Origin of the sequence: Anabaena subtropica FACHB-260 (assembly GCF_014697105.1) — a bacterium.
GTDB lineage: Bacteria > Cyanobacteriota > Cyanobacteriia > Cyanobacteriales > Nostocaceae > Trichormus > Trichormus subtropicus.
The window spans coordinates 37,213-61,525 of record NZ_JACJRF010000031.1; the positions used below are offsets into that span (position 1 = coordinate 37,213).

21 protein-coding genes and 1 tRNA gene are annotated in these 24,313 nt (G+C 42.4%); 6 read left to right on the forward strand and 16 right to left on the reverse strand.

Annotated elements, in window-relative coordinates:
• Positions 1-26: 26 nt before the first annotated feature.
• From ndhI to sixA, 4 genes are all read right to left on the reverse strand, one after another.
• Positions 27-611 carry an NAD(P)H-quinone oxidoreductase subunit I gene (ndhI, locus tag H6G18_RS16965; protein WP_190408273.1) on the reverse strand — a complete coding sequence of 195 codons (585 nt, stop codon included), beginning with the start codon at positions 609-611 and terminating at the stop codon, positions 27-29.
• Between the two features lie 80 nt (positions 612-691).
• The gene (gene nuoH / locus H6G18_RS16970) at positions 692-1,810 is read right to left on the reverse strand and encodes an NADH-quinone oxidoreductase subunit NuoH (protein WP_190408274.1); all 1,119 of its coding nucleotides are present in this window, start codon (positions 1,808-1,810) and stop codon (positions 692-694) included.
• 397 nt (positions 1,811-2,207) lie between these two features.
• Positions 2,208-3,344, reverse strand: coding sequence for a citrate synthase (locus H6G18_RS16975; RefSeq protein WP_190408275.1), 1,137 nt, complete (start codon positions 3,342-3,344; stop codon positions 2,208-2,210).
• Between the two features lie 113 nt (positions 3,345-3,457).
• Positions 3,458-3,952 (reverse strand): phosphohistidine phosphatase SixA, encoded by a 495-nt coding sequence (sixA, locus tag H6G18_RS16980; RefSeq protein WP_190408294.1) that lies wholly within the window; start codon positions 3,950-3,952, stop codon positions 3,458-3,460.
• Between the two features lie 449 nt (positions 3,953-4,401).
• Between sixA and H6G18_RS16985 the strand changes: the two genes are divergently transcribed.
• Together H6G18_RS16985 and H6G18_RS16990 are read left to right on the forward strand one after the other, a co-directional pair.
• Entirely contained in the window at positions 4,402-5,124 is a 723-nt protein-coding gene (locus H6G18_RS16985) for an isopentenyl transferase family protein (RefSeq protein WP_190408276.1), read from the forward strand.
• A 381-nt stretch (positions 5,125-5,505) separates the two neighbouring features.
• Entirely contained in the window at positions 5,506-7,263 is a 1,758-nt protein-coding gene (locus H6G18_RS16990) for a putative bifunctional diguanylate cyclase/phosphodiesterase (RefSeq protein ID WP_190408277.1), read from the forward strand.
• A 104-nt stretch (positions 7,264-7,367) separates the two neighbouring features.
• Here H6G18_RS16990 and H6G18_RS16995 read toward each other — a convergent pair whose 3' ends face one another.
• Together H6G18_RS16995 and H6G18_RS17000 are read right to left on the reverse strand one after the other, a co-directional pair.
• Positions 7,368-8,651, reverse strand: a complete 1,284-nt coding sequence (locus H6G18_RS16995) for a DHH family phosphoesterase (protein WP_190408278.1) — start codon at positions 8,649-8,651, stop codon at positions 7,368-7,370.
• Positions 8,652-9,441: 790 nt separating this feature from the next.
• Positions 9,442-9,939: an HNH endonuclease gene (locus H6G18_RS17000; protein ID WP_190408279.1), complete on the reverse strand. Its 498-nt coding sequence runs from the start codon at positions 9,937-9,939 to the stop codon at positions 9,442-9,444.
• 532 nt (positions 9,940-10,471) lie between these two features.
• On the opposite strand from H6G18_RS17000, the gene alr reads away from it, so the two are divergent.
• A complete protein-coding gene (gene alr, locus H6G18_RS17005; protein ID WP_190408280.1) occupies positions 10,472-11,659 on the forward strand; it encodes an alanine racemase in 1,188 nt (395 codons plus the stop codon).
• Between the two features lie 97 nt (positions 11,660-11,756).
• A tRNA-Leu gene (locus H6G18_RS17010) sits at positions 11,757-11,838 on the forward strand.
• 253 nt (positions 11,839-12,091) lie between these two features.
• On the opposite strand, the gene H6G18_RS17015 is transcribed toward H6G18_RS17010, so the two are convergent.
• The 8 genes from H6G18_RS17015 to der all read right to left on the reverse strand — a co-directional run bounded on the left by H6G18_RS17015 (position 12,092) and on the right by der (position 21,478).
• Positions 12,092-12,766, reverse strand: coding sequence for a hypothetical protein (locus tag H6G18_RS17015; RefSeq protein ID WP_313954440.1), 675 nt, complete (start codon positions 12,764-12,766; stop codon positions 12,092-12,094).
• Between the two features lie 108 nt (positions 12,767-12,874).
• Positions 12,875-15,556 carry a DEAD/DEAH box helicase gene (locus H6G18_RS17020; protein WP_190408282.1) on the reverse strand — a complete coding sequence of 894 codons (2,682 nt, stop codon included), beginning with the start codon at positions 15,554-15,556 and terminating at the stop codon, positions 12,875-12,877.
• A 128-nt stretch (positions 15,557-15,684) separates the two neighbouring features.
• Positions 15,685-16,497 carry a pyrroline-5-carboxylate reductase gene (proC, locus tag H6G18_RS17025; RefSeq protein WP_190408283.1) on the reverse strand — a complete coding sequence of 271 codons (813 nt, stop codon included), beginning with the start codon at positions 16,495-16,497 and terminating at the stop codon, positions 15,685-15,687.
• 98 nt (positions 16,498-16,595) lie between these two features.
• A complete protein-coding gene (locus H6G18_RS17030; RefSeq protein WP_190408284.1) occupies positions 16,596-17,195 on the reverse strand; it encodes a cell division protein SepF in 600 nt (199 codons plus the stop codon).
• 374 nt (positions 17,196-17,569) lie between these two features.
• Positions 17,570-18,238, reverse strand: a complete 669-nt coding sequence (locus tag H6G18_RS17035) for a YggS family pyridoxal phosphate-dependent enzyme (RefSeq protein ID WP_190408285.1) — start codon at positions 18,236-18,238, stop codon at positions 17,570-17,572.
• A complete protein-coding gene (pipX, locus tag H6G18_RS17040) occupies positions 18,235-18,513 on the reverse strand; it encodes a transcriptional coactivator PipX (protein ID WP_190408286.1) in 279 nt (92 codons plus the stop codon). The genes H6G18_RS17035 and pipX overlap by 4 nt, the downstream gene beginning before the upstream one ends.
• A gap of 576 nt (positions 18,514-19,089) precedes the next feature.
• Positions 19,090-20,016 carry an energy-coupling factor transporter transmembrane component T family protein gene (locus tag H6G18_RS17045; protein ID WP_190408287.1) on the reverse strand — a complete coding sequence of 309 codons (927 nt, stop codon included), beginning with the start codon at positions 20,014-20,016 and terminating at the stop codon, positions 19,090-19,092.
• Positions 20,017-20,116: 100 nt separating this feature from the next.
• Positions 20,117-21,478 (reverse strand): ribosome biogenesis GTPase Der, encoded by a 1,362-nt coding sequence (der, locus tag H6G18_RS17050; RefSeq protein WP_190408288.1) that lies wholly within the window; start codon positions 21,476-21,478, stop codon positions 20,117-20,119.
• A gap of 156 nt (positions 21,479-21,634) precedes the next feature.
• On the opposite strand from der, the gene H6G18_RS17055 reads away from it, so the two are divergent.
• Positions 21,635-22,558, forward strand: coding sequence for a metallophosphoesterase (locus tag H6G18_RS17055; RefSeq protein WP_190408289.1), 924 nt, complete (start codon positions 21,635-21,637; stop codon positions 22,556-22,558).
• Positions 22,559-22,575: 17 nt separating this feature from the next.
• On the opposite strand, the gene H6G18_RS17060 is transcribed toward H6G18_RS17055, so the two are convergent.
• Entirely contained in the window at positions 22,576-22,770 is a 195-nt protein-coding gene (locus tag H6G18_RS17060) for a hypothetical protein (protein WP_190408290.1), read from the reverse strand.
• 411 nt (positions 22,771-23,181) lie between these two features.
• Between H6G18_RS17060 and H6G18_RS17065 the strand changes: the two genes are divergently transcribed.
• Complete coding sequence (locus tag H6G18_RS17065; protein ID WP_190408291.1) at positions 23,182-23,745, forward strand: SRPBCC family protein; 564 nt, start codon at positions 23,182-23,184, stop codon at positions 23,743-23,745.
• 83 nt (positions 23,746-23,828) lie between these two features.
• Here H6G18_RS17065 and H6G18_RS17070 read toward each other — a convergent pair whose 3' ends face one another.
• Positions 23,829-24,062 carry a Nif11-like leader peptide family natural product precursor gene (locus H6G18_RS17070; RefSeq protein WP_190408292.1) on the reverse strand — a complete coding sequence of 78 codons (234 nt, stop codon included), beginning with the start codon at positions 24,060-24,062 and terminating at the stop codon, positions 23,829-23,831.
• Positions 24,063-24,313 lie beyond the last annotated feature (251 nt).

Genomic DNA, 24,313 nt, shown 5'->3' on the forward strand with positions numbered 1-24,313 from the left:
TACTGACTACTGACTATTGACTACTATCATGCTTCTGTTTTTTCTACCAAATCTTCTGGACGTGCGCCAGCGCGGGGTGCATTGGCGGGTAGGTCGTGGGGTTCAAGTACACCTTTGGGTAAGTAAACTAGTTCTCTTAGTGGTGTCACCATTGGGTCGTCGGTAACTTTGTAGGGGAGACGACCTAGAGCCACACTATCATAGTTGAGTTCATGGCGATCGTAAGTTGCCAGCTCATACTCTTCTGTCATTGATAGACAGTTTGTTGGGCAATACTCGACACAGTTACCACAGAAAATACAGACACCAAAATCGATGCTATAGTGATTTAGCTTTTTCTTTTTGGTGGCTTTGTCGAATTCCCAATCCACTACAGGTAGGTTGATGGGACATACTCGAACACAGACTTCGCAAGCGATACACTTATCAAATTCATAGTGAATACGACCACGAAAGCGTTCACCTGGAATTAGTTTTTCATAAGGGTACTGTACGGTGACAGGACGGCGGCGCATATGGTCAAAAGTCACAGATAGCCCCTGACCAATGTAACGACCGGCTTGTACTGCTTCTTTGGCGTAATCACCAACTTGCTTCAGGAACTTTAGCATTTTGTCTCTCTCTCTTTTGAATTTTGGATGTTGAATTTTAGATTTTAGATTCAGTTCAAAATCTAAAATCTAAAATTGGTTTATCCACCAAAGGCGACGGGAAAGGCAAGTTTCAGGGCTGCGGTTAAAAGTAGATTCACTAAACCAACGGGTAACAAAAACTTCCATCCTAAATCTAGCAATTGGTCAATCCGCACCCGTGGCACTGTCCAACGTAAGAGGATAGCGATAAACACTAAAAAGTAAGCTTTGAGTAAGGTCATGGTGATACCCAAAGCAGCACTAATTACCTGTAATACTGGGTTTGCTTCGCTGACTCCTACCCAGCCAGCTAAAAGATTGATGGGAATAGGAAAATCCCACCCACCCAAGTATAATACTGCTACCAACAGAGCCGAAAGTACCAGGTTAACGTAAGAACTGAGGTAAAACAGGGCAAATTTCATCCCTGAATACTCAGTTTGATAGCCTGCTACTATTTCTTCTTCCGCTTCAGGTAAGTCAAAGGGCAAACGTTCGCATTCTGCCAGAGCAGCTATCCAAAAGATGATAAAACCAAGGGGTTGTCGCCAAATATTCCAGCCAAGAATACCGTAGCCAGATTGCTGGTTAACAATATCCACAGTATTGAGGCTGTTAGACATCATGACGATCGCCAACACACTCAACGCTAAGGGAATTTCATAACTAATTGACTGAGCAGCTGCTCTTAGACCCCCTAAAAGGGAGTATTTGTTATTAGAGGAGTAGCCAGCCATCAACAAGCCAATTGGTTGGATGCTAGATAAAGCAATCCACAAGAATATCCCTGTGCCTACATTCGTAATGACAATATTCTGTCCAAAAGGAACTATCAAATAAGACAGAAATACTGGCAGAACAACAAGAATTGGTCCGAGGGTAAATAGCCAAGGGTCAGCCTGAGCCGGTACAATATCTTCTTTAAATACCAGCTTCAGACCATCTGCTACCGGAGCCAGCAAACCCAAAGGCCCAATGTATTCAGGGCCAATTCGTTGCTGTGCTGCTGCCGAAATCTTCCGTTCTAGCCACACACACACCAGCACGCCCACCGTCGCCCCAATAAGCATCAGGATCATGGGCAGAGGCATCCAAATCGCTTTAGCTGCTCCTGGTGGTATTCCTAAATCCGTGACGGATTTAATAAACGTTCCTTGGAGGTCAATTCCTGAATTCATGTTTTCGCTCTTTAAGTCATCAAGTCATGGTGAGTTACAATCATTAGCTAAACTAATACCTGCAACGACACCCATTAATATCTCTGCTGAGATGACACCTGATTAAAGATTTGTTGCCATTTCCCATGCCTAGTATATCGTTGGATGGTTTTAGGCTTTTGTAACTCTGTGAGAACTTCTACTTATAGGTAGGATTGAGTCCGACTATGGGGAAGAAAAAGAAGCAGGCGGGGAACAGGGAGTATCGCTTTTTCCCCCGTTCCCTTGCCTCTTTCTACAGTCCCTCACTAAAGCATCACAAATAAGCCGCTTCCATTTTGGCAACGGTTGTCAGCTTACTATTGATTTACTGATTCCCCGTAGCAAGGGGCTAATAGACTGACGATATAACTGTCAGTTAACGTTGGTCAATGGGGGTATAGATGACGCTGTGTTTACCGTTATAAATCTGGGTAGGACGGAAGATGCGGTTTTCTTCGAGTTGTTCTTTCCAGTGAGCTAACCAACCGGCAACACGGGCGATCGCAAATATTGGTGTAAACAAGTCTGTAGGAATTCCCATCTTCCTATACACTAAACCAGAGTAAAAGTCAACATTGGGATAAATCCCCTTGTGACCAAGTTTCTCTGCGACTACCCGTTCCATTTCTTGGGCGATGTCGTAGTACTTATCTGCACCAAACTTGGCAAACAACTGTTCGGCGAGGTTTTGCAAGATTGTAGCCCGTGGGTCTTTAACTTTGTAGACACGATGCCCAAAGCCCATAAGCTTGTCTTTGCGTTGCAACCTCTCCTCTACATAAGGACGGACATTCTCCACAGAACCGATGTTTTCCAACATCTGAATTACTTCTTCATTGGCTCCACCATGTAGTGGTCCTCCCAAGGTTCCCACAGCACTAGCAACCACCGCGTAGGGGTCAGTCAAGGTGGAAGCTGTCACCCTAGCGCTGAAGGTAGAGGCATTCATTGTATGCTCGACATGGAGAATCAAGCAGATATCAAAGATTTTTGCCGCCAAAGCATCCGGTTCTTTCTCGTTGAGCATGTAGAGAAAATTGGCGGAATAATCTAAGTCATCGCGGGGCTTTACGGGGTCATTACCTTTCCGCATTAACTGGAATGCTGCTACCATCGTCGGAATAGTAGCGATTAAGCGCACTACAGCGTCCCGAATGTAGGCAGGATTAGTTAGATCCCGACGGGAATAAAACAAACCTAAAGCAGCCGCAGAGGCTTGGAGCGCATCCATTGGATGACCGGACTCGGGAAAACATTTCATCATATCCCGAATCCGGTATTTGATCCGCCTGTGGAAGCGAACTTCCTCCTCAAATGCTTGCAATTCTTCTTGTGTCGGCAGTTCACCCCAGATGAGGAGATAAGCAGTTTCCAGAAAAGTACTTTTCTGCGCTAATTCCTCAATCCGGATGCCACGATATTCTAGTATTCCCTTTTGCCCATCTACATAACTGATACTCGATTGGGCGGCGGGAATGCCTTCTAAACCAGGCTTGTATTCGCACACCATCATGGCAACACCATTTGCTTAGTGAAATATCTGATCAAGCTAACTTACCAGAAATTATTGTCGCCATAACAGTAGCCGATCTCACAACAATTCTTGAAAGAAATGTTGAAAAACAGTTACAGCAAGTACTTGGGGGGTGTCAACCAGAACAACTGACTACGACCCACAGGTAAACCTATTTCTGGTAGTTTTACTCCGATCATACCTGCTTTTTTCAAGACTAAGCTGTCTTTGGCTTCCCCCCATAGAAGAATTTCTGCCCAGTTACTTAAACAAGGCTCGTGTCCTACTAGGGCAATTTGGGCATTTTCAGGAAAATTTTTCGGTTTTAACCAATAATCCAGCCAATTGAAAATATGGCCATGAGGAGCAAGGTAATTAGATTCCTCTAATTGGGAACTGAGTCCAAAAGCTAAAAGAATTTCTGCTGTTTGGCGAGCGCGGACTAAAGGACTAGTGACAATTAAATCAAATTTCAATCCCAATTTTAGGATGCGGAGGGCAACTTTCTCGGTTTTTTGTTTTCCTTCTTTGGTCAGCTCACGCTCTTCATCTTTGATACCAGTTTGTTGTGCTTCAGCGATGCCATGACGAATTAGATAAAGTTCCATAATTTTGATGTGTAAACAATGGCGTAACTGCACACCGTAGCTGATGAGCTACGCTCCGCCGTAGGCGATGGCGTTCCGCCCACCGTCGGTGATCGCACTTACATTATCTTGCCATACTTGACAACCGTGAGTGCAGATGCTTCATCTCACGATAGGCGCTGGCGCAGCCTCTGTCTCCGCCACGCTCCGCGTACTCCTACGGAGAAGCAAGCTACTCGCAGCGTCCCGCAGGGAACGTAGAGATGGCGTTCCGCCCGCCGTAGGTGACGCCAAAGTTTTCTCTACTAATATTTCTCATGTTCAATATGAAATGTTATTTTTTCTCTCAGTATTAATACTAAAATATTTTCTGTATAGATCAAAATTACCGTAAATATCTCATGTCCAATGACAATTTCTTGTTTTAAGCTCATGACACAAAAAATTCACAGCATTAAGTATTAACCCTCATGCAACTGCATATAATTTTGGGACCAACCAGTATAGGCAAAACTGACCGATCTGTTGTATTAGCCAAACAAACCAAAGCACCTGTCATTGTGCTAGACCGCATACAAATTTACCGAGAATTGACAACAGGTAGCGGCAGACCATTGATTGATGAACTTGACGGAACAACCCGTATATATCTTGAAGATCGTCAGATAACAGATGGAGAGCTTACTACAGTTGAATCCTTATCATTAGCATTGCAGCACATCGATAGACTATCACAACAACATAATTTGCTGATTCTTGAGGGAGGCTCTATTTCACTCTGCACATCTCTATTTAAGAGTGGCATTCTGGATAACTATCAAACTACCATCGAATACTTGACGGTTCAGGATGAAGAGCTTTACCACAGTCGGATGTGGAGACGTATGCAGAAAGCACTCATGTATAATCCTAGACAGCCATCGCTTATAGAGGAGTTATCTAGAGTTTGGAAACAGCCCGAAAAATTGGCGTTTGTGCAAACAGTGGTTGGTTACGACGTACTAATAGACTGGTGCCAACGTTTTAATTTCTCACCAGATGAAATGTGGCATAATTTTCAAGACAATTCGCTCTACATTAATCTGACTCAAGAGATGTTTTCCGCTTACATACAGTACTCGCAAAACCAACGCAAAGCTTTTGATCAGCTTGTAATCGAGTATAAACAACGACGAACCTTGCTAACGTTTTGATGTTTTAAATTGCGCTGAAAATATAATTAGCACAATTTAAAACATCAAAAAACACAACGTCTTTAATATTTCCCATTCTCAGTTCAAGCTCAACCCAAAAGTTATTTTCACTCCTTGGGGAATTTTTTGGGTAGAATTTGGCTGAGTGTTTTTATACTGGATCTAAAAAAGCTTGTATCTGTCGGAGGATGAGTTAAAGAGACAAAAGTCATGTGTGACTTTATAGTTGATATTGGGAGGTATAGCAATCCTAAGTGAGTTGTCAGAAAATTCACCCCCAGCTATCGCTGTCCCCTCTTGTATGGGGACTTCAGGGGGATAATAACAATCCCAAATTCTCACGAATAATTTAGGACTGCTGTAGCACGGAGCGTCATCTGCATGACAAGCATCAGTGAAAATATTACTGAAAGCAATAAAGCTGAAGCGGCACTGCATGAAAGTGAAGCTAAATTTCGTTCGCTGATTCAAAATAGCTCTGACATCATTGGTATTTTTGAACCAGATGGAACCATTCGCTACGAAAGTCCATCCGTTGAGCGAATTTTAGGATACAAGCCAGAAGAACTAATCGGCAAAAACGCTTTTGATTTTATTCATCCTGATGATATTTCCAGCAATTCTGATAGCTTTAAGTACTTAGTTCAAAACTTAGGTGCTACTGTACTAGTAGAGTCTCGCTTTAGATGCAAAGATGGTTCATGGTGCTTTCTAGAATCAACTGGTAGTAATCTTCTTGATGAACCATCTGTGAGAGGCATAGTCATTAATTCCCGTGATATCACCGATCGCAAGTTAGCCGAAGAGCAATTAGTTCATGATGCCCTTCATGATGTTTTAACAGGTCTTCCCAACAGAGCTTTGTTCATGGATCGCTTAAGACGTGCGGTCGAGTATTCAAAACGGCATTCGGATCATCTGTTTGCTGTGCTGTTTCTAGACCTAGATCGCTTCAAGTTTATCAATGACAGTCTAGGACACACATTTGGTGACCAATTACTAGTTATTATTGCTCAAAGGCTGATAGAATGCTTGCGCCCTACAGATATAGCTGCACGGTTTGGCGGAGACGAGTTCATCATTCTGCTTGAAGGTATTCAAGATATCAGTGACACAGTACGTGTTGTTGAGCGAATACAAGAGAAATTGCTACTTCCAGTGGCTTTAAGTGGACAAGAAATTTTTACCACAGTCAGTATCGGCATCAGCTTGAGTGGAACAGGTTATGAGCAACCGGAAGAACTCTTACGTAACGCCGACATCGCTATGTACCGAGCTAAGGCACGGGGTAAGGCGTGTTACGAAATATTTAATACCGATATGCACGTTCAGATAGTGGAACGCTTGCAGTTAGAAAACGACTTGCGCCGAGCAATTGAACGTCAGGAGTTCCAGGTTTATTATCAGCCAATTGTGTCACTGAAGACTGGAAGCATAACTGGCTTTGAAGCGCTTGTACGTTGGCTGCATCCAGAACAGGGAATTGTTTTCCCACAGGAGTTTATGCCAATCGCCCAAGAAACTGGGTTAATTATCCCAATTGATGAGTGGGTGCTGCGTGAGGCGTGTCGTCAGACAAAGCAGTGGCAAGAGGAATTTCTCCCTGAATCAACGAATTTAGATGAGCAGCCTTTGGGTATTAGCATTAATCTTTGTAGTCTACGATTCAGTCAACAAAAGCTGCTGGAGGAGATTAATCAAGTACTACAGGAAACTGGCTTAGATGCCAAGAGTCTGAAGTTGGAGATTACAGAAAGCGTCATTATGGACAATGGCGAGAATGCAACTACCATGCTCAAGCAACTGAGAAATTTAGGAATTGAATTGGCGATCGATGACTTTGGTACAGGATATTCTTCATTAGGTCGTCTCCATCATTTTCCGATTAATGGGTTGAAGATTGACCAGTCTTTCGTTAGTGGGAGAGGTGCGGAAGAAGGAAATTTACACATTGTTGAGACAATAGTTACTCTCTCTAGAAAACTGGGTGTAGATGTGACAGCCGAAGGAGTGGAAACACCAGAGCAACTTCAAATACTCAGAGATTTGAAATGCGAATATGGACAAGGATACTTTTTCTCGAAACCATTGGATAGCAAAGCAGCAAAGGCGTTAATTATCACGAATCCGCAATGGTGACAATAATTGCTAGGGACAGTTCCCAATTACGTTAGTTACAACCCTAGCCTCTAACCCTTAGTCTCTAGTCCCTAACTTCAACGAGAAATGCTAGAAATACCAGGCTACTCTGACTGAATTGGGTTATCTTTAGGATTAACTAATCTCAGTAGCTTTTGCTTAATTTGAGCATCGAATACTTCCCACTTCATTCTGGCATAAGCGGAATTTTCGTTCCCACCAGATAAAAAACCCATCGGTATCTCAAAGCCGCCAGCGCCTGTCCTACCACCACCAAAAAATCGACCTGTACTATCTTGACCAAAGGCTTCTTTGATAAATTCATCAGGGTCTAAGGTGAGTTTAGTGGTTCTCAAAGAGCCGATGACTACTTCTAGTTCATCGTCTTCATCGTGAACGATGCCATAAACTACGGCCGTATGGACATTTTCTTCAGTAACGAGAAAATCTGCCGCTTGGGGGATAGCGTCGCGGTCATCGTAGCGCAAGTAACCCACGCCAGCAATGGAGAAGTTATTTTGGACGATGCGATTTTTGAGCGATCGCTCGATCACATCCATTACTCGTTTGGAACGGTTAGCCTGGAGAATCGCGTTTAGCAATTGGGCATCATAAAATCGACTAAGATAGGCTGCTGCCATAAAGTCTTCTTCTTGCGCTTGCATCAGTCGATTTGTATCTGATCGCAAGCCGTGCATCAAGGCAGTCGCACATTTAACATGATGGCTGATGCTACTGTCTAAACCTAGTAAACCAGACTGGAGATATTGAGTAAAAATTGTTGCAGTTGCTCGCACATAAGGGCGAACATCAACAAAATCTGCTTTCAGTTCTGATTGCAGGCTATGGTGGTCAATCACTGCTACCAGTGGGATACCTGCCTGTTGCACAGCTGACAATAGCTGACTAGTTGTCCCCTGGTTATCAATTAAAATAAACCCTTGATAAGATGATAGGTCTTTACCCTTGAGGGTTTGCGGTGTCCAGCGCTGGGCTGGCAAACCTGTAAGTTTAACTAGGGCAATATTTTCTTGGTGGCTTAAAGTCCCAGCATAAATAATTTCACACTTGATATCGTATTGTTGGGCGATTAATTGGTAAGTCCAAGCGCAAGAAAGGGCATCTGGGTCAGGGAAGTCTTGCAGAATTACCAACTGACGCTCATGTCGGTGTGATAATAAAGTCTTTTGCAATTCTTCTGACTTCTGGAAGGCAAGGGAATTGTTCCGTTGCCCTATATAAATACCTACTCCTTCACCTGTAGATGCTGGCAAGGATGGTTTGGTTAATGTCACTTCTGCTTCTTTGTCTATTTCAGGTTCTTCCGGATTTGGCTCTTTAGTCAATGAAAAACTCTCAGACTGCTTAAATGAAGAATTCAATTGCATAAGCAAAGTTTTTGTAAATGTGAGGCTCTATTTATTTGTTCAGAGATATTGCCATCAGCAATTGACTGATTTAGCCCCACATTCTGATCTTCGCAAAAATCTAGCAATATGGGGATACATATCTCGGTATATTTTTTGTCAAAATGGAAAATTAGCAATCTGACAAATTCCACCATCATGCTGATAAAGTATGAAAACAAAGACTATGGGTTCTTGGGAAGGCATTATTAAATTTTGATTCGTCTTTGTTATCTTTCGTTGATAAATGGGACAGGGTGCGAAGTTAAGCTATCTGCTATCACAGCTTTTGCTAATTCAAAGTTGAATGGGATGATTTTATTGTGTACGATTTATCTCTTACTAATTATTCCCATTAGGCATATTTTTTACATTCCCCTGGTTTACCTCGATGGGGTTTAGTTTTGACTTCACATTTCAGTCTATCCTTTGGTTGACAAAGATTTATACTCAATAGTCTATTGACCAGAATACGATTTTACAATTTTTTATATTTAAAAAAAAGACGAATTAATTCTGTTTTTCTGCTTATTTATGTGTTACTATTAGAGGCTGTTGGCTATTTTGTGGGTTAAATTCATCAAATCTATACTAAAACCTGAGGAAAAATATCCCTCAAAAAGTAGAGAAAGAAAATTCAACTTTATGCCCACTTTATGACCTGAATAAGCTGAACTTCAGGCTTAGAGTGTGCTACCAAAATAGACAAGCAACCACTACACCTACTTGTAGGTGACAAATTAACTTGGGATATAAGGTTATTGTATTAGTGTCAAAGTCCTATAACATATTTCTGCCACTCTTGATGCAAGCCAGTCTTCAGGTGTTTGCTGACCTCAAAATAGAGGCTACTATACGGCTGTCGAGGAAGATGACGGAGGGGCATACGAGCCTCCTGAGGTGTGCGATTGCCTTTTTTGACATTACAACGGACGCAAGCCGTCACGATGTTCTCCCAGCTATCACCACCGCCACGCGATCGCGGAATGACATGATCTAAAGTCAATTCGTCCCCTGTGTAACCGCAGTATTGACAGGTATGCCCATCACGATGCAAGATATTGCGGCGAGTAAGAGGAATTTCCTTATATGGAACGCGGACATAATGACGCAACCGGATCACAGTTGGTAACGGAAAGTCCGAGTAAAGAAACTTGCCGTTGTGTTCAATGCGTTCTGCTTTGCCTTTGATTAACAGAACCGCAGCGCGTCGCCAGCTCGTTATATTGAGCGGTTCGTAAGAGGCATTTAGGACTAAAACCTTCCCCATTGATTAGCGCTCAAGGTATTAGTTTTACATATATTAACACAAATTTCCCCTTCTTGGCAGAAGAGGAAATGTGATACTTCCTAAATAATTCAGGAATTATCCGGAAGAGTATTTATGATTACGCAAAAACTCTCATAATAGGCGACTATCCCACTAAACAGCAGAATTTTATCTCTTCTTCTTACAAGTGATTAGTAGTTAAAACCACCTGTTAATTTTAATTAAGTTGTTGCTTACCTAAAATTAAGTGGAGAGTAGAGAGTGCTGAGTTATGAATACTGAACGATAATTTCTTCCTCTCTGCTGCCAAAGCGTTCGCGTAGCGTCCCGCAGGGATGGGACATTTATTTAGTTGTAAGTCCCTGAGTGGGAGTTACGCAAAACAATTAAAAAAATTGACCCAAGTATGTTGTATCTGTTGCGAAATGCGCGTTAAACTTCCTGATTAACTCTGATGTATTTATCAGAATAGGAAAGACAAATCAATCAGACATTCAATAGCTGAATAGTGGTGTGATACAAGGAAGTAAAAATGTTAAGTCGTCAACAAGCCTCAAGTATGGCTTCTCATCAACAGTGTGATACTTACGCTTGGTTCTCACAACGTGCTTGGGTAGAAATTGACCTGGACGCGTTGTCACATAACGTCCAGCAACTCAAGCAATTTTTATCACCACATACTAAGTTAATGGCGGTGGTTAAAGCAGATGCTTACGGTCATGGTGCTGTGACAGTGGCGCAAATAGCCTTACAAGCAGGTGCTAGTTGGTTGGGTGTCGCCACGGTTCCAGAGGGGATTCAATTGCGAGAAGCGGGGATTCAAGCGCCAATTTTGATTTTAGGAGCTACCCACACATCAGAACAGATTCAAGCGATCGCCCAGTGGCAACTCCAGCCAACCATAGGTAGTCCCAAACAAGCTTTGATATTTTCCAATACTTTGGAAACTATCCAACATGATTCTCCCATACCTGTACATATTAAGTTAGATACGGGTATGTCTAGGTTAGGGACTAACTGGCAACAGGCTGGTGAGTTTGTCCAGTTAGTAGACCGTTTACCCCATCTGGATATTGCCAGTGTTTACTCCCACTTAGCCACAGCAGATAGTCCAGATCCAGAGATTATGCAAGAACAGCATAGACGATTTGAGGAAGCGATCGCCCAAATCAAAGCTTTGGGTATTAAAATCCCCAGCTTGCACTTGGCAAACTCAGCCGCAACCCTAGCCGACCAACGACTACACTACGATATGGTACGTGTAGGTTTAGCTGTGTATGGACTCTATCCAGCTACTCATTTACAACAGGAAATTAACCTGAAACCAGTTATCCAAGTTCAAGCACGAGTTACCCACGTCAAAACCATTGCTATGGGTACTGGTGTAAGTTATGGGCATCAATTTATTGCCCCCCGTGAAATGCGCCTTGCAGTTGTTGGTATTGGTTATGCTGATGGAGTACCGCGTAATCTGTCCCACAAAATGCAGGTATTGATTCGTGGTCAGCGCGTGCCACAAATCGGTACGATTACGATGGATCAGTTAATGATAGATGTTAGTGCTGTGCCTGATGTACAAGAAGGGGAAATAGTCACTTTACTAGGGGAACAAGGAAAAGAAAGAATCACAGCTGATGATTGGGCAGAAGAACTAAATACCATTTCCTGGGAAATTCTCTGCGGCTTTAAACATCGCCTGCCTCGTGTAAGCGTGATGTAATTGAATGGTCAATGGGGGATTGTTATAGATTTTAACTATTTCCCATTCTCTGTTGTATTTTTTCAGAAAAATGTGTTACGCTAGTATAGTTGCATAAGCGGATGTGGCGGAATTGGCAGACGCGCTAGATTTAGGTTCTAGTTCCGAGAGGAGTGAAGGTTCAAGTCCTTTCATCCGCATATAGATGAATAAGATAATAAAAGGGGCTTCAAAACTAGTACTTGGTTGAAGCCCATTTTTTATGTCTGTTGATTGGTGGGTAATACCAATTCAAAATTAAGAAAGCCAGACATGACAAAGCTTTGGTTATGGGTATCTGTCGCATTCTTTTTTCAAAGTGGTATAAGAAATAGGGCGCAGACTTGATTTGAGTCAGGATTGCTATAGTAAATCAGTATTTAACGTGAGTCTGCAACGGAGGCGCACGTGTATTTAATCGGGGTTTAGTAGAACAATAACCTGTGTAAGCTTGACTCCTAAAGGCTTCCAGTGGCGATCGCTAGAGGCAAAAGTAGCATCTCCAGAAACGGCTCGGTAAGCATTAGGATACTTCTCACCAGCATTGGCTGCTGCATCTACCCGTAAAACAAGTTTTCCTTGGTAGCGCGATAATTTGCTACTTTCTAACAAAATAGTACCGCCATAGTCCCAACCCAGTCCCAATACTTTAAAGTCACCTAACTTATTGCGTAACTCATTCCAAGAAGTTCCGACTCCAATACCTTCACGAGTTTTCCACGCACTACCCAAGTCACGCACATCCAAGGGTTTAGTCCGAGTTTTATCAGTCCAGACTATCGAAAATGACCGTCCTCGATTGAGATTTACTTGAGTTGCGGGAAAAATACCTATACCTTCAGGGCCATAAATGTTTTTATCAACCAAACGGGATGCACCAAAAATTCTTGCTAAATCTTTCCTTGTAGTTTTGCGGGTCACCGGGCCAACCCTTTCTCCAGGGACAATTAAGGTGTCTGTCAACTGTGGCGCTTGAGCAACCGTAAAGTTTTGATGGTGATTACTGGGTAGTGCAACTACTGGATTAGCTGAGTATCCCAGTAATAAAGTTAAGGTAGTAGCAGCAATGGTTTGAACAGATGGGTTCACAATTGACCTCGGCATAGAAAATGAGTTCGTTCTTACTTTCTACAATTCCCCATTTCTAATTTCCCATTGCTCACTAAACAAATAACTTTTATGACAAGTCCCTATCCCTTACTCGACAACTTCATTGACTGGGAATCGATCAATCAGTTGCATGGCACGGTAGGCATTACGCTGTAAAACATCGGGTAAATTAGGAACATGGGGTATTTGGGATAATAAATCCAAACTCCGGCGTAAAATTCGCACCACATCACCTTCATCTAAGGTGGTGTTTTGGCAAAGTTCAGTCCATTCTGTTCCTAAAGCCCACTGTTCGACAAGGGCAATCAAGCCAATATAACGATTTTCTAAGCCAACAGGTAGGGCTACACCATGTCGATATTGCACCTTTAAGACGGCTCGACGGATTTTTTGTAATCTCGACCATGCGTCGTCTATTTCGGGGGAAAGGTTGAAGTTTACTCTGCTATCTGGACGCGGAGTTTCTGTAACTAAAGCTGCAATGGTTGCGGCTAAGTGTTGTGGGTCTAAATCATTCAACTCACCACTAGCTAAAGCTAGACCTAACCACAATTCATTTTCTCCCCGAATGGCGGCGGCAATTTGACCCAATGCCGTGGGTACTAAGTTATCCAAGCAATCAAATTGCTGCAATATGGTAATTAAATTGAGAAACTCTTCCCAATAGCGCTGGGATTGCTGTTCTACTTGCGCCTGCATCTCTTCAAGTTCGGCTTCAAGTTCGACATAGCGGGCGCGAGCTTTGAAAATCGTTGATACATTGCCTGATTGATGCAGAGGATGGGCTTCCAATTGGGCTTGGATAGCGGCGGTGCGGCTGAGTTGTTCTGCTACCTCTGGGGAGAGATACAGAGACTCTCCTGGGTCTGGGATACTTTGAGCGATCGCCATTGTTTCTCTAGCACCACGGCTGGATTGTCCTGGTTTCAGCATCAATTCTGGTGGTGGTAGGATGTCTGGCGGTACATCCACACGTGGTAACTCAGCATACAAATCAACTACATCCGCAGTGGAAGCAACATACCATCGGTTATCTTGCCCTAAGCACACCAAACAGGGAGATTGAGTCGAACCTGAGGTTTTCCCCACTAACACTGCTTTTACAGGTGTGGAAACTGTAATATTTTTACCTTTCAGACTCAACAGTGTCCCAGAAATAGCAAAATCCAAGAGCATTTTGATTTGTTCTTGTCGCTCTTCCTGGGCTTGCGCCTCTAGTGTTTTTAATAACTGGCGTTCTACTTTCAACCGTTGCCGCAATTTTTCATAAATAGCTATGTCATTTTCGTCAACGGCGGCGATTTGCTCTTGTAGTTTGGCTAAGTCGGCTTCTAGAGCCGCAATCTCTTCGTAATCTGGCCTTAAATGTAAGGTTGCCATGTACTGTCCAAAACTGCGTTCAATCAGTTCTTTGGTTTTTTCTATGGTGTGGGTTTGTAGTAAGTTCAAAACCATGCCATAGCTAGGCGTAAACTGACTCACTAGGGGGTCTGGTTTGGATGTAGCTAAATACGCTGCTTCTTTTGATCCTTCAAAGGGAGTTTGTACAGTCACAACATGACCTTGCTTATCCATTCCTCGACGACCAGCCCTTCCCGCCATTTGCAAAAATTCCGAAGCGTTCAATAGGCGGTGTCCGGTATCGGTGCGTTTGGATAGGGTGGAAATGACTGTTGTTCGGGCAGGCATATTAATGCCGGCTGCTAAAGTTTCTGTAGCGAATACAACTTTAATTAGTCCTTGTTGAAATAATTCTTCAACCAAGACCTTCCAGGCTGGTAAAATCCCGGCGTGGTGGGCTGCTATTCCTCGATAAAGGGGGGCGATTTGTCCAGAACGCCCGGCTTCAGGGTTACGGCTTAAGAAGTCATCGATTTGCCGTCGCAGTATCTGGGACTCTTCATTATCAACTAGCCATAAATCACCTACTTCTGCCACTGCTTTATCGCAACCCCGGCGGCTGAAGATGAAGTAAATCGCCGGTAGCATATCCCTTTGTTGTAGGTGATTGAGAGTAAAGATAATACCAGGGGCTTCTGGTCTGCCATTTTTCCCTCTATCCCCTTGTTTCTTTTTACCTCTATTTGCTAGACGGGGGTTAATTTTAGTTTTGCTATCATTGAGCAGGGGAAACAGTCCCTTAGGATTGCAGTAGTGAAATTCTAAGGGAACAGGGCGAAAATCAGAGTAAATCAGGTCGGTGGGGCCATGAACGCGATTCAGCCAGTCGGTAAGTTGGTCGCTATTAGCAACGGTTGCCGATAGGGCTACTAACTGCACTCCACGGGGACAATAAATTATTGATTCTTCCCAAACTGTACCTCGTTGGCGATCATTCATGTAGTGGCATTCATCCAACACGACTGCTTCCACATCTACTAAGGAGATACCAACTTGCCCAATTGGTGTGCCATAGAGCATATTCCGAAAAATCTCTGTGGTCATTACCAAAATTGGCGCGTCTCTGTTGATGGAAGCATCGCCAGTTAACAACCCAACTTGGTCAAAGCCAAATTTGTCTCGGAAATCGCGTAATTTTTGATTAGATAACGCCTTTAAGGGAGTGGTGTAAAACACCCGTTTCCCCCGTGCTAAGGCACGATAAATGGCGTATTCTCCTACTAATGTTTTGCCCGAACCTGTGGGCGCACATACGACAACAGAACGCCCCGCGTTAAGGGAGGCGATCGCATCTTTTTGAAACTGATCCAGATCAAAGGGAAATATCAACCCTAAGTCCAGTTCGGGAGACGGCGCAGGATAATTCACTCAATTAATTTTTCAACCAGACTGTTTACTATAGTAACGAGTCTTTTGTCAACTTCGATAGATGTCAGTTGTCAGTTGTCAGTTGATTTTGCACAACTAACCACTGACTACTCACCACTGACGAATAATTATTTCCCTAGTTCTTGCGATCGCCACGTAGCTGCTTTGACTGCTTCGATTAAAGCGGAACGAAATCCAGCTTTTTCTAGTTGGGCAATACCAGCTATTGTAGTGCCGCCAGGGCTGGTAACTCTGTCTTTGAGTTCGGCGGGATGGATTTTGCTTTCGTGCAGTAACCGGGCTGTTCCTAGCACAGTTTGTAAGGCTAGTTGATTGGCGATTCCTCTCGGTAAACCGGATGCAACTCCTCCATCGGCGAGGGCTTCCACTAATAAAGCTACGTAAGCAGGGCCACTGCCAGAGAGTCCCGTGACTGCATCCATTAAGCTTTCGGAAACTTCGACTACTTCGCCTACTGCCGAAAAGATTTGCTGTGCCAATTGATGATGTTGGGAGTTGGTATACACACCGGAGGTTATGGCTGTCACCCCAGATCCTACTGTGGCTGGGGTATTAGGCATGGCTCTAATTACTGGGGATTGAGGAAACGCTGCTTCTAGCTGCCTGAGAGACACTCCTGCCAAAATTGAGATCACCAGGGGTGAGTTTTCTGTTAATACAATATCTGCTAATTCTTGGGCGAGCGCACTAAATACCTGTGGCTTCACCGCCAAAAATACCACTTCTTGAGCTTGTGTAAATACCAAGCTGTTATCTGTGGTAACACCCACGTTATACTTTTGTTGTAAAAAAGCTTGTCGCGCTGTTTGCGGTTCGCTGACTATGACTTCCGATGATTGATAAATTCCTCGCGCAATAAGGCGGGATAAGAGCGCTTCTCCCATTACCCCGCCACCAATTAAACCAAATTTTATAGTCATTAGTCATTAGTCGTTAGTCATTGGTCAATAGTCATTAGTCAATAGTCAAAAATTTTGCAATTTGGACTCTTGACTATGGACTAATGACTAATTTAACTTTATTGTGCCATCCGGTTGGTTTCGTTGCCCCAAGAAGTTGGATTGGTTGATGCGGGGGGACGTGCGGGGCGTGCTGGGGGTTGGGGTACTTCATGAATAACTCCACCTTGGGTGCTAACTTGCACACAGCTGGGTGTAAACAAAAATATACTTTCGCCAATACGTTCTTGATGTCCATCTAGCGCGTAGGTACCACCTGCAACAAAATCAACAGCCCGTTGTGCTTGATCTGGATCCATGATTGTCAAGTTCAGCACTACTGATTTACGCTCACGCAATGCTTGAATTGCCTGGGGCATTTCTTCAAATGTACGAGGTTCAAGCACCAATACTTCAGAAATTCCGTTAATTGCTCCTGGCATACCAATCACATTCCCCATCGTCGATTTTGTTCCTGTTGCTACGTCATCACCCATTGTAGACATGGGTTCGCGCCAACGTCGATTGTTTGGGGCAGCCTCTGTTGGTGCTGGTTGGGGATTTTCCTGTTGATACAGATTTTGGTAGTTATCTGTATCAGGTTCTTCTTCGTAGTATTCGTACTCTACCTGTTCGTTAAGACCTACAAAGTCTCGTAGCTTAGAAAATATATTGTTCATTTAGTTGCACTCCTTCTGCAAATTGCCTCTAACTTATCCGGTTCATCATTAATGTAGCCAATCGAATCGCTACAAAAGGCAAATAGCCAATTAATTTTATCGCTATTTGTAGCATCTACTACTGATATTGGCAATGAACTGGCGCTATTGGGAACGCCTGTACATTAACCTAGATACAATAATTGAGTCAAGATTATATCCCAACAATTCTCCGAAAGAAAGTTGACTAAAGTTATGTTTAGTGCGTTTTCTCGTTTGTTTACTTTTGTTTACACTAAATATCTGGTAATTTATTGCACTGGTATGGGCAAAAGTTGTCTGTATCCCATACCCAGCGCTAATTGATACGAGAAAAAAAGTACGAGTACTTCTGCTTAAGTACGCTTGCCAAACAAGATAGTCCCTAATCGTACCATCGTTGCTCCAGCTTGTACCGCCAGTTGGTAGTCACCTGACATACCCATCGATAACTGCTCCATCTTGATATGAGACCAGTCTTGTTCAGTAATTTCCTTAGCTAATTTTTGAGTACTATTAAATACATAAAAAATTTCCGCATCATTTAAACCAAAAGGCGGAATTGTCATTAAACCCTGAATTTGTAAACTTTTGCACTGGTTTAGTGCAGGTAAATCTGCTAGTAATTCTGGGACAGTCCAACCGGACTTATTGGGATCTGGGAGGATTTTCACTTGTAGGCAAACTTGGGGATTGACTCCTAGCTGTGGCGCTAATTGATCTAAGCGCTGTGCTAATTTCAAATTATCTACAGAGTGAATCCAGTCAAATTGTTCCAGAGCTTTTTTGGCTTTATTCGTTTGCAAATGCCCAATAAAGTGCCAAGTAATACCTGGTAAGTCTTGCAACTCGCCTTGTTTAGTCGCAGCTTCTTGGATACGATTTTCGCCAAAATCGCGGATACCAGCAGCATAAGCAGCACGAATAACTTCAGTCGGCATTTGCTTAGTTACAGCAATTAACCTGACTGAAGGCGGTAGTGAAGCCCGAATTTGAGTAATACGTTCGCTAATCGAACTAATCATTGGAAGGTGCGTTGGAAGACACTCTGAAGTTGATCGTACTCCTGTGATTGACCATTGCGACGCAAAGTCCGCAAGCGATTTTCTAGCAACATTCTCGCTTCAGTACGTCCTATAGGCTGGAACTTGATCGCTTTAATGTCATTCACTACTAGAAAAAATAAGCGTTGGGCATAAAGTGTAGTGAACAGATCCTGGTTTTCATCAACCATGCAGATCCGATATAGCAAACCCCAAGTAGGGTGATTTATGTAAGTTTCCGAGTTTTCTGGATTCATCTATCAATCAAGCAGGAGAATCTATAATTTTTTTCGCAGTTAAATACAAACATTCGGACGATAATATCTCTTGCGCCAGAATATTTGCATAAAGTCAGGTGAGAATCAGCAAATTTTACCCTTAAACGGAGCTTTTGAAGACCGTTATCTCATCCTCATGGGTAGATGAAGCCAGTAGAAGAGGTAGGGGTCAGGGGAAAAGAGTAGAATAATTTGTACCATATTCCGACCCCTGAGTCCCTAGTAGCCTTCTCGCAATTGTCAATGGCAGCATGGAAAATCCCTGATGCGTTTGTTTGCAATTTCCAGTGACATTGGGATGCGCCCTTTGAAGTTGTCGGCACAAATTCTTATACTACTGTTTACTCTAACTTCTCTCCATGTTGCCATAATTATCGCTTGTTGGAGCAAAATAGCCAACAGGCGCATTCTCCTAAGAACTGTTCCTGACAAACAGTCTGTATTGTTACAGTTTGAGAGGAAATTGAGGAGTAGGGAATGGGAAATTTAATTTTAAACTTTAGATGTTGGATTGAATAATCTAAAGTTTTGCGTTTTCCTCATCCCTAACCGCTTTTAAATTTGATTACCAAAGACTACTCTTATTCCCCAGAATAGGGTGAGAATAGCGATCGCTAACCAGTCCCACGATTTTAAGCGCAAGTCGTGCCAAGGGACTCGGTGTTCGTTGGGGCTTGTAAAGCCACGTACCATCATGGCGCTAGCCATTTGTGATGCCCTCAATAGCAAATTTTCTAATAACCTTTCTGCAACAATCATCCAAACTTTGACTGCGCCTTTTAAGCCTAGTTTTTTCCAATTAATCGCCCTAGTCATGATAGAACGGATTAAATTCTGCACTTCTTCTAAGACTAGGGGGATAAAACGCAAGGATAAAGTTAAGGTCAATGTAATTTCTGTTACAGGTATCTTAAACCGTCGTAGGGGCTGCATTAAGCTTTCTATACCAGATGTAATTTCTTCTGGTGCAGTTGTCAAAAGATATAAATTTGTGCTGTAGATGACGGTAAATATAATCGTACTTAAGCGCACAGCTAAGTCTAAGGAACGGCGAGTTACTCTAACTGGGCCTTTGTGAAACAGCACATAACTATAATTTTTACTACTCTTTACCTGTTGTGGAACATCGGGAGAATTATTTGTATTAGCTGGCTGGGTTAAAACTTGGGGGTTAGCTGGTAGACGTGGCTGATAGCTTACACCCAATCCATCAGGACTAATGGATGCGATCGCAAATACAAAAAAGGCTAGTGTTAATAACCAGCCCATCTGTTGTTGCCAGACTCGTCGGGGAATTTTCGCAATTAGTGTAAAAAGTATTAATAATGCTACCAGTAGTATCCGCCAGAAGTTATTGGCAAAACTGTAACTAGTCAGAAAACTCATCAACCAGATAAACTTGACCCGTGGATCAAGTTTATGTAGCCAAGTTTGCGGTTGTTCTAGGTAAAGTCCTAAGGGTAGCGATCGCAGTAAGTCCATAGTTAATAGTCCATAGTTAATAGTCCATAGTTAATAGTCCATAGTCTGTAGTTAAATACTAATGACTAATGACTATTGACTAAATGACTATTGACAAATCTTACACGCGAGTTGCTCGATTGGCGCTACCGCTTTCCACATCTCTGACTTTTTTACTACGCCAAAGTAAGCGAATGGGAGTACCTTTAAAGCCTAACTGTTGGCGGAATTGTCTTTCGATATAACGACGGTAGTTGTCGTTAAAGCGTTTAGCTTCGTTGACAAATAAGGCGATGGTTGGTGGTTGAGTACTTACTTGTGTACCATAGTAAATTCTACCTTGGCGACCACCACGAGAGGTCGGGGGAGAGTGCCAACTAACAGCGTCTTCTAGAACTTCGTTAATCACTGATGTACTAACGCGGCGTTTGTGTTCTTCATTGGCTTTAGTTACCAACTCTAAAATCTTTTCTACCCGTTGTCCTGTCAGCGCACTGACATAGATAGTATCAGCCCATTCTGTAAAATGTAGCCGTGCTTCCAGATTTTTTTCGTAGTCGTAGATAGTATAGGAGTCTTTCTCTACCGCATCCCATTTATTGACGACGATGACGCAAGCCCTACCTTCTTCGAGAATTCTGCCTGCTAACTTTTGGTCTTGTTCGGTGACACCATCAAGGGCATCTATTACCAATAAAACCACATCGGCGCGGCGAATTGCTTTAAAAGCACGGTTAATGCTAAAGAATTCTGTACCATAATCGATGCTTTTCTTTTTGCGAATCCCTGCTGTGTCAATTAGGCGGTATTTTTGTCCATCTCGTTCGATAAAAGTATCGATCGCATCACGAGTTGTACCAGAAATGGGGCTGACGATGACTCGTTCTTCGCCGACAAAAGAGTTTAATAAACTGGATTTCCCGACATTTGGTCTGCCAATAATGGCAATTTTGATTTCGTTATTTTCTTCTAATTCGGTAACAGGAGGAATGTGTTTAATGAGTTCATCGAGTAATTCGCCTGTACCGTTGCCATGAATTGCAGAGATCGGGTAAGGTTCTCCTAAGCCCAGTTCCCAAAATTCGGAAGCCTGTATAAATCCCTGTTCTGGAGATTCGCATTTATTGACCGCTAGAAAGACTGGTACTGGTTGTTGACGTAACCACTCAGCTATTTCTTCATCTGCCGAGTTGGGGCCTGTTTGACCATTGACAACAAAGATAGCAGCACTTGCTTCGTTCAGCGCAGCTAGTGCCTGTTGGCGAATCAGGGGCAAAAATTCCGTGTCATCGTTAAAGACTAAGCCGCCTGTATCTACCACCTGAAATTCACGATCGCTCCAGTAAGCTGGTAAATACGTGCGATCGCGTGTCACACCCGGTTCATCGTGGACGATCGCCGTTTGTTCCCCGGCGAGACGATTAACCAGGGTTGATTTGCCCACATTTGGGCGACCGATAATTGCAACAATTGGCAGTCCCATAAACCAAGGGTAAGTAAGAGAGATACTATATCACATCTCTACATTTTAGCTACTTTAAGTCTGGATTTAATTTCTCCACCGCCTAGATGATTTACCACCAAGTTTAAATAAATAACATAACGGCATAACTGGCAGTCACATTACAGGAGATTCATCGTGAAAAATCGTAAGTGGCTTATCAAAGCCAGTATATTTGCTTGGCGATATTTACGTAGGTTATTTTGGTTAGGATTATTTTGTACTTTACTATACGCCAAGTTAATTGAACCAAATTGGATTGAGATCAATTCTTTACAACTGACTCTACCTCACCTAGCACCAGAATTTTATGGCTATCGGATTGTCCAAATCAGTGATATTCACCGTGACAGATGGATGACGACACGACGCTTACAGCGTATTGTTCACCTAGTCAACCAGCAACAACCGGACTTGGTAACAATTACAGGTGACTTAGTTACTCGCCATTTGTCGCCATTAATTCCATCTCTCAAGTTAGCTTTAGAGCAACTTACACCCAAAGAACGAACTTTCGCAGTTTTGGGTAATCATGACCATGAGAACGACACCAAAACCCTTGTCAAAGTTCTCGAACAAAGTGGTGTATCTCATCTTTGTAACGCTGTTCATACCATACAACGAGGCAGTGCCATGTTGCACATTGCTGGGGTTGATGATGTTGGGATGGGTAAAAGTCGGTTGGATTTAGTATTACAGCAATTACCAAATCAAGGTTCGGCAATTTTATTAGTCCATGAACCAGACTTTGCTAATACTAGTGCAGCTACAGGAAGATTTGATTTACAACTATCAGGACATTCTCACGGTGGACAAATAAGGCTTCCTTTTTTCAAGCCAGCTATTTTACCACCTTGGGGGCAAAAGTATTACTCAGGAGAATATCAAGTAGGCGAAATGCTGTTACACACTAACCGAGGTGTAGGAATGACAGGGTTGCACCTACGCTTTTTTGCCCGTCCTGAAATTACGGTGTTTACTTTGGTTACAGCAAAAAATGGGGAGTGGATGAAGAAGCAGGGGAGCAGGGGGAGAAGAGAACTAATAACCAATGACTATTGACTGTTGACTATTGTCAATTAAAAACGCCACCAGGTTTTTTGGGCATAAGCAATCAAGCCGATGGCGATCGCACCCAGAAACAATAATAAAATCACTCCACCAGGAATAAAGGTGAGAATACCAAAGCCTCTCAGGAGCCAGACAGCTATACCAATACCCAGAATTACCCCTAAAAGCTGAATTAATTTGCGATTTAAGGAAGATTGACTCACTATTTTTCCTTCGATTTTCAAGTTTCCTATTACCCAATCTTAATTTTTATAATCCGATGTTGCATATTTGCATGATGAATTAAGATTTGTAACTGAGACTAAAGGTCTTTGTGTCTACTCTACGGAAACGCCTAAAATTTTTAAATGCCACTCTGAAGGGCAATTATCCTCTGCGTATTTTCTAGTAGCTAGACTATCGACATGAAAGCTATTCTTTAAATAAAATTCATATCCTGGTTACATATACGGTTTTTTAAGTAAATTTTCTGAAAAATAACCTAAAAATGCTGAGTTTCAGAAAACTTGTGTGTTGAACTAGAACTAAAATTGATTAGGTTGGATTTCATGCCTTAGGATGGTGGGTGATTCAACCTATAAGGTGGAGAAGTTGAGGAGTAGGAATAATAAATTATGTCTGCATCTTATATTTCAGACCCAGTTATTGCAGGTACGGATATGACTTGGAGTCAAGAAAAGCAAAGCTTGTTGATGCAGGGTGAAATTTTAGTAGAAACGCGATCGCATACTGCTTGGGGTGGTGCTGTGTCTGCTTGTATGTACTTACCCTTAGTGCGATCGCAGGTATGGCAGCAAATCACTGATTACCCTCGCTGGGTACAATACTTTCCAGACATTACTAAAAGCGAAGTTTTGCAGCGTGGTGAAGTTAAACGTCTGTATCAAGCAGCACAAAAAGCTTTTTTCTTTTTCACTGCTCAAGTCGAAATTTATCTCAACGTTGTAGAAGTACTAGGTCAAAAAATTCAATTCCGTATGGAAAAAGGGACTTTTATTGACTTCACAGCCAATTTAGAACTCAAAGATTGTGGTAACGGGACTTTGCTAATTTATGGTGTCCAAGCTACTCCCCATATCCCGATACCTTCAATTTTCATTCAACAAGCGATGACTCTTGAATTGCCTGCAAATATGCGTAAAATGCGACAAGTTATGTGTCAGCATCGGCATTGCTGAATTCAGGTATAAATTTTCTTTAATGCACTCTATAAAAAAAGATATAGTAGAGTGCATATTTTATGAAAGTGTAAATTGTGATCTCAAACTAATGATAACTGCTCACTCCTACTGGGTTCGCATTCAAACCATAATTGAGCTAGTTCATGTTCAGTAAAATTATAACCAAGAGTAGATGCAAAATTGACTATTTTAGTCTCATCCCAATGACAGCTACCAAATAAACCTGGACGACAGCATTTAATAAAGTATTTTTGATAAATAGCTTCGTCTGACATCAAAACTTCATAAAAAGCGTTTGCTTGTTCTAAAGACATAAATTTTCTCTCCTGAAATTTTATTTTTATAGTTAATAACCCTTACATCCAATTGTTAGATTATTCCGGTTTGAGGAGATAAAAATCTACGAAAGTTTATTCATTCTTTAAATCAAAAGTTTGGCAAAAAAGTTATGTATATTGCAGAAGTGTTGAATGTTAAGAAAAAGCCAATAAAAATAGCCCAAAATATGTTAGATTTTGGGCGAAGGATTAAAATATTTTAGTTTAACAGTGATTATAAATTCATT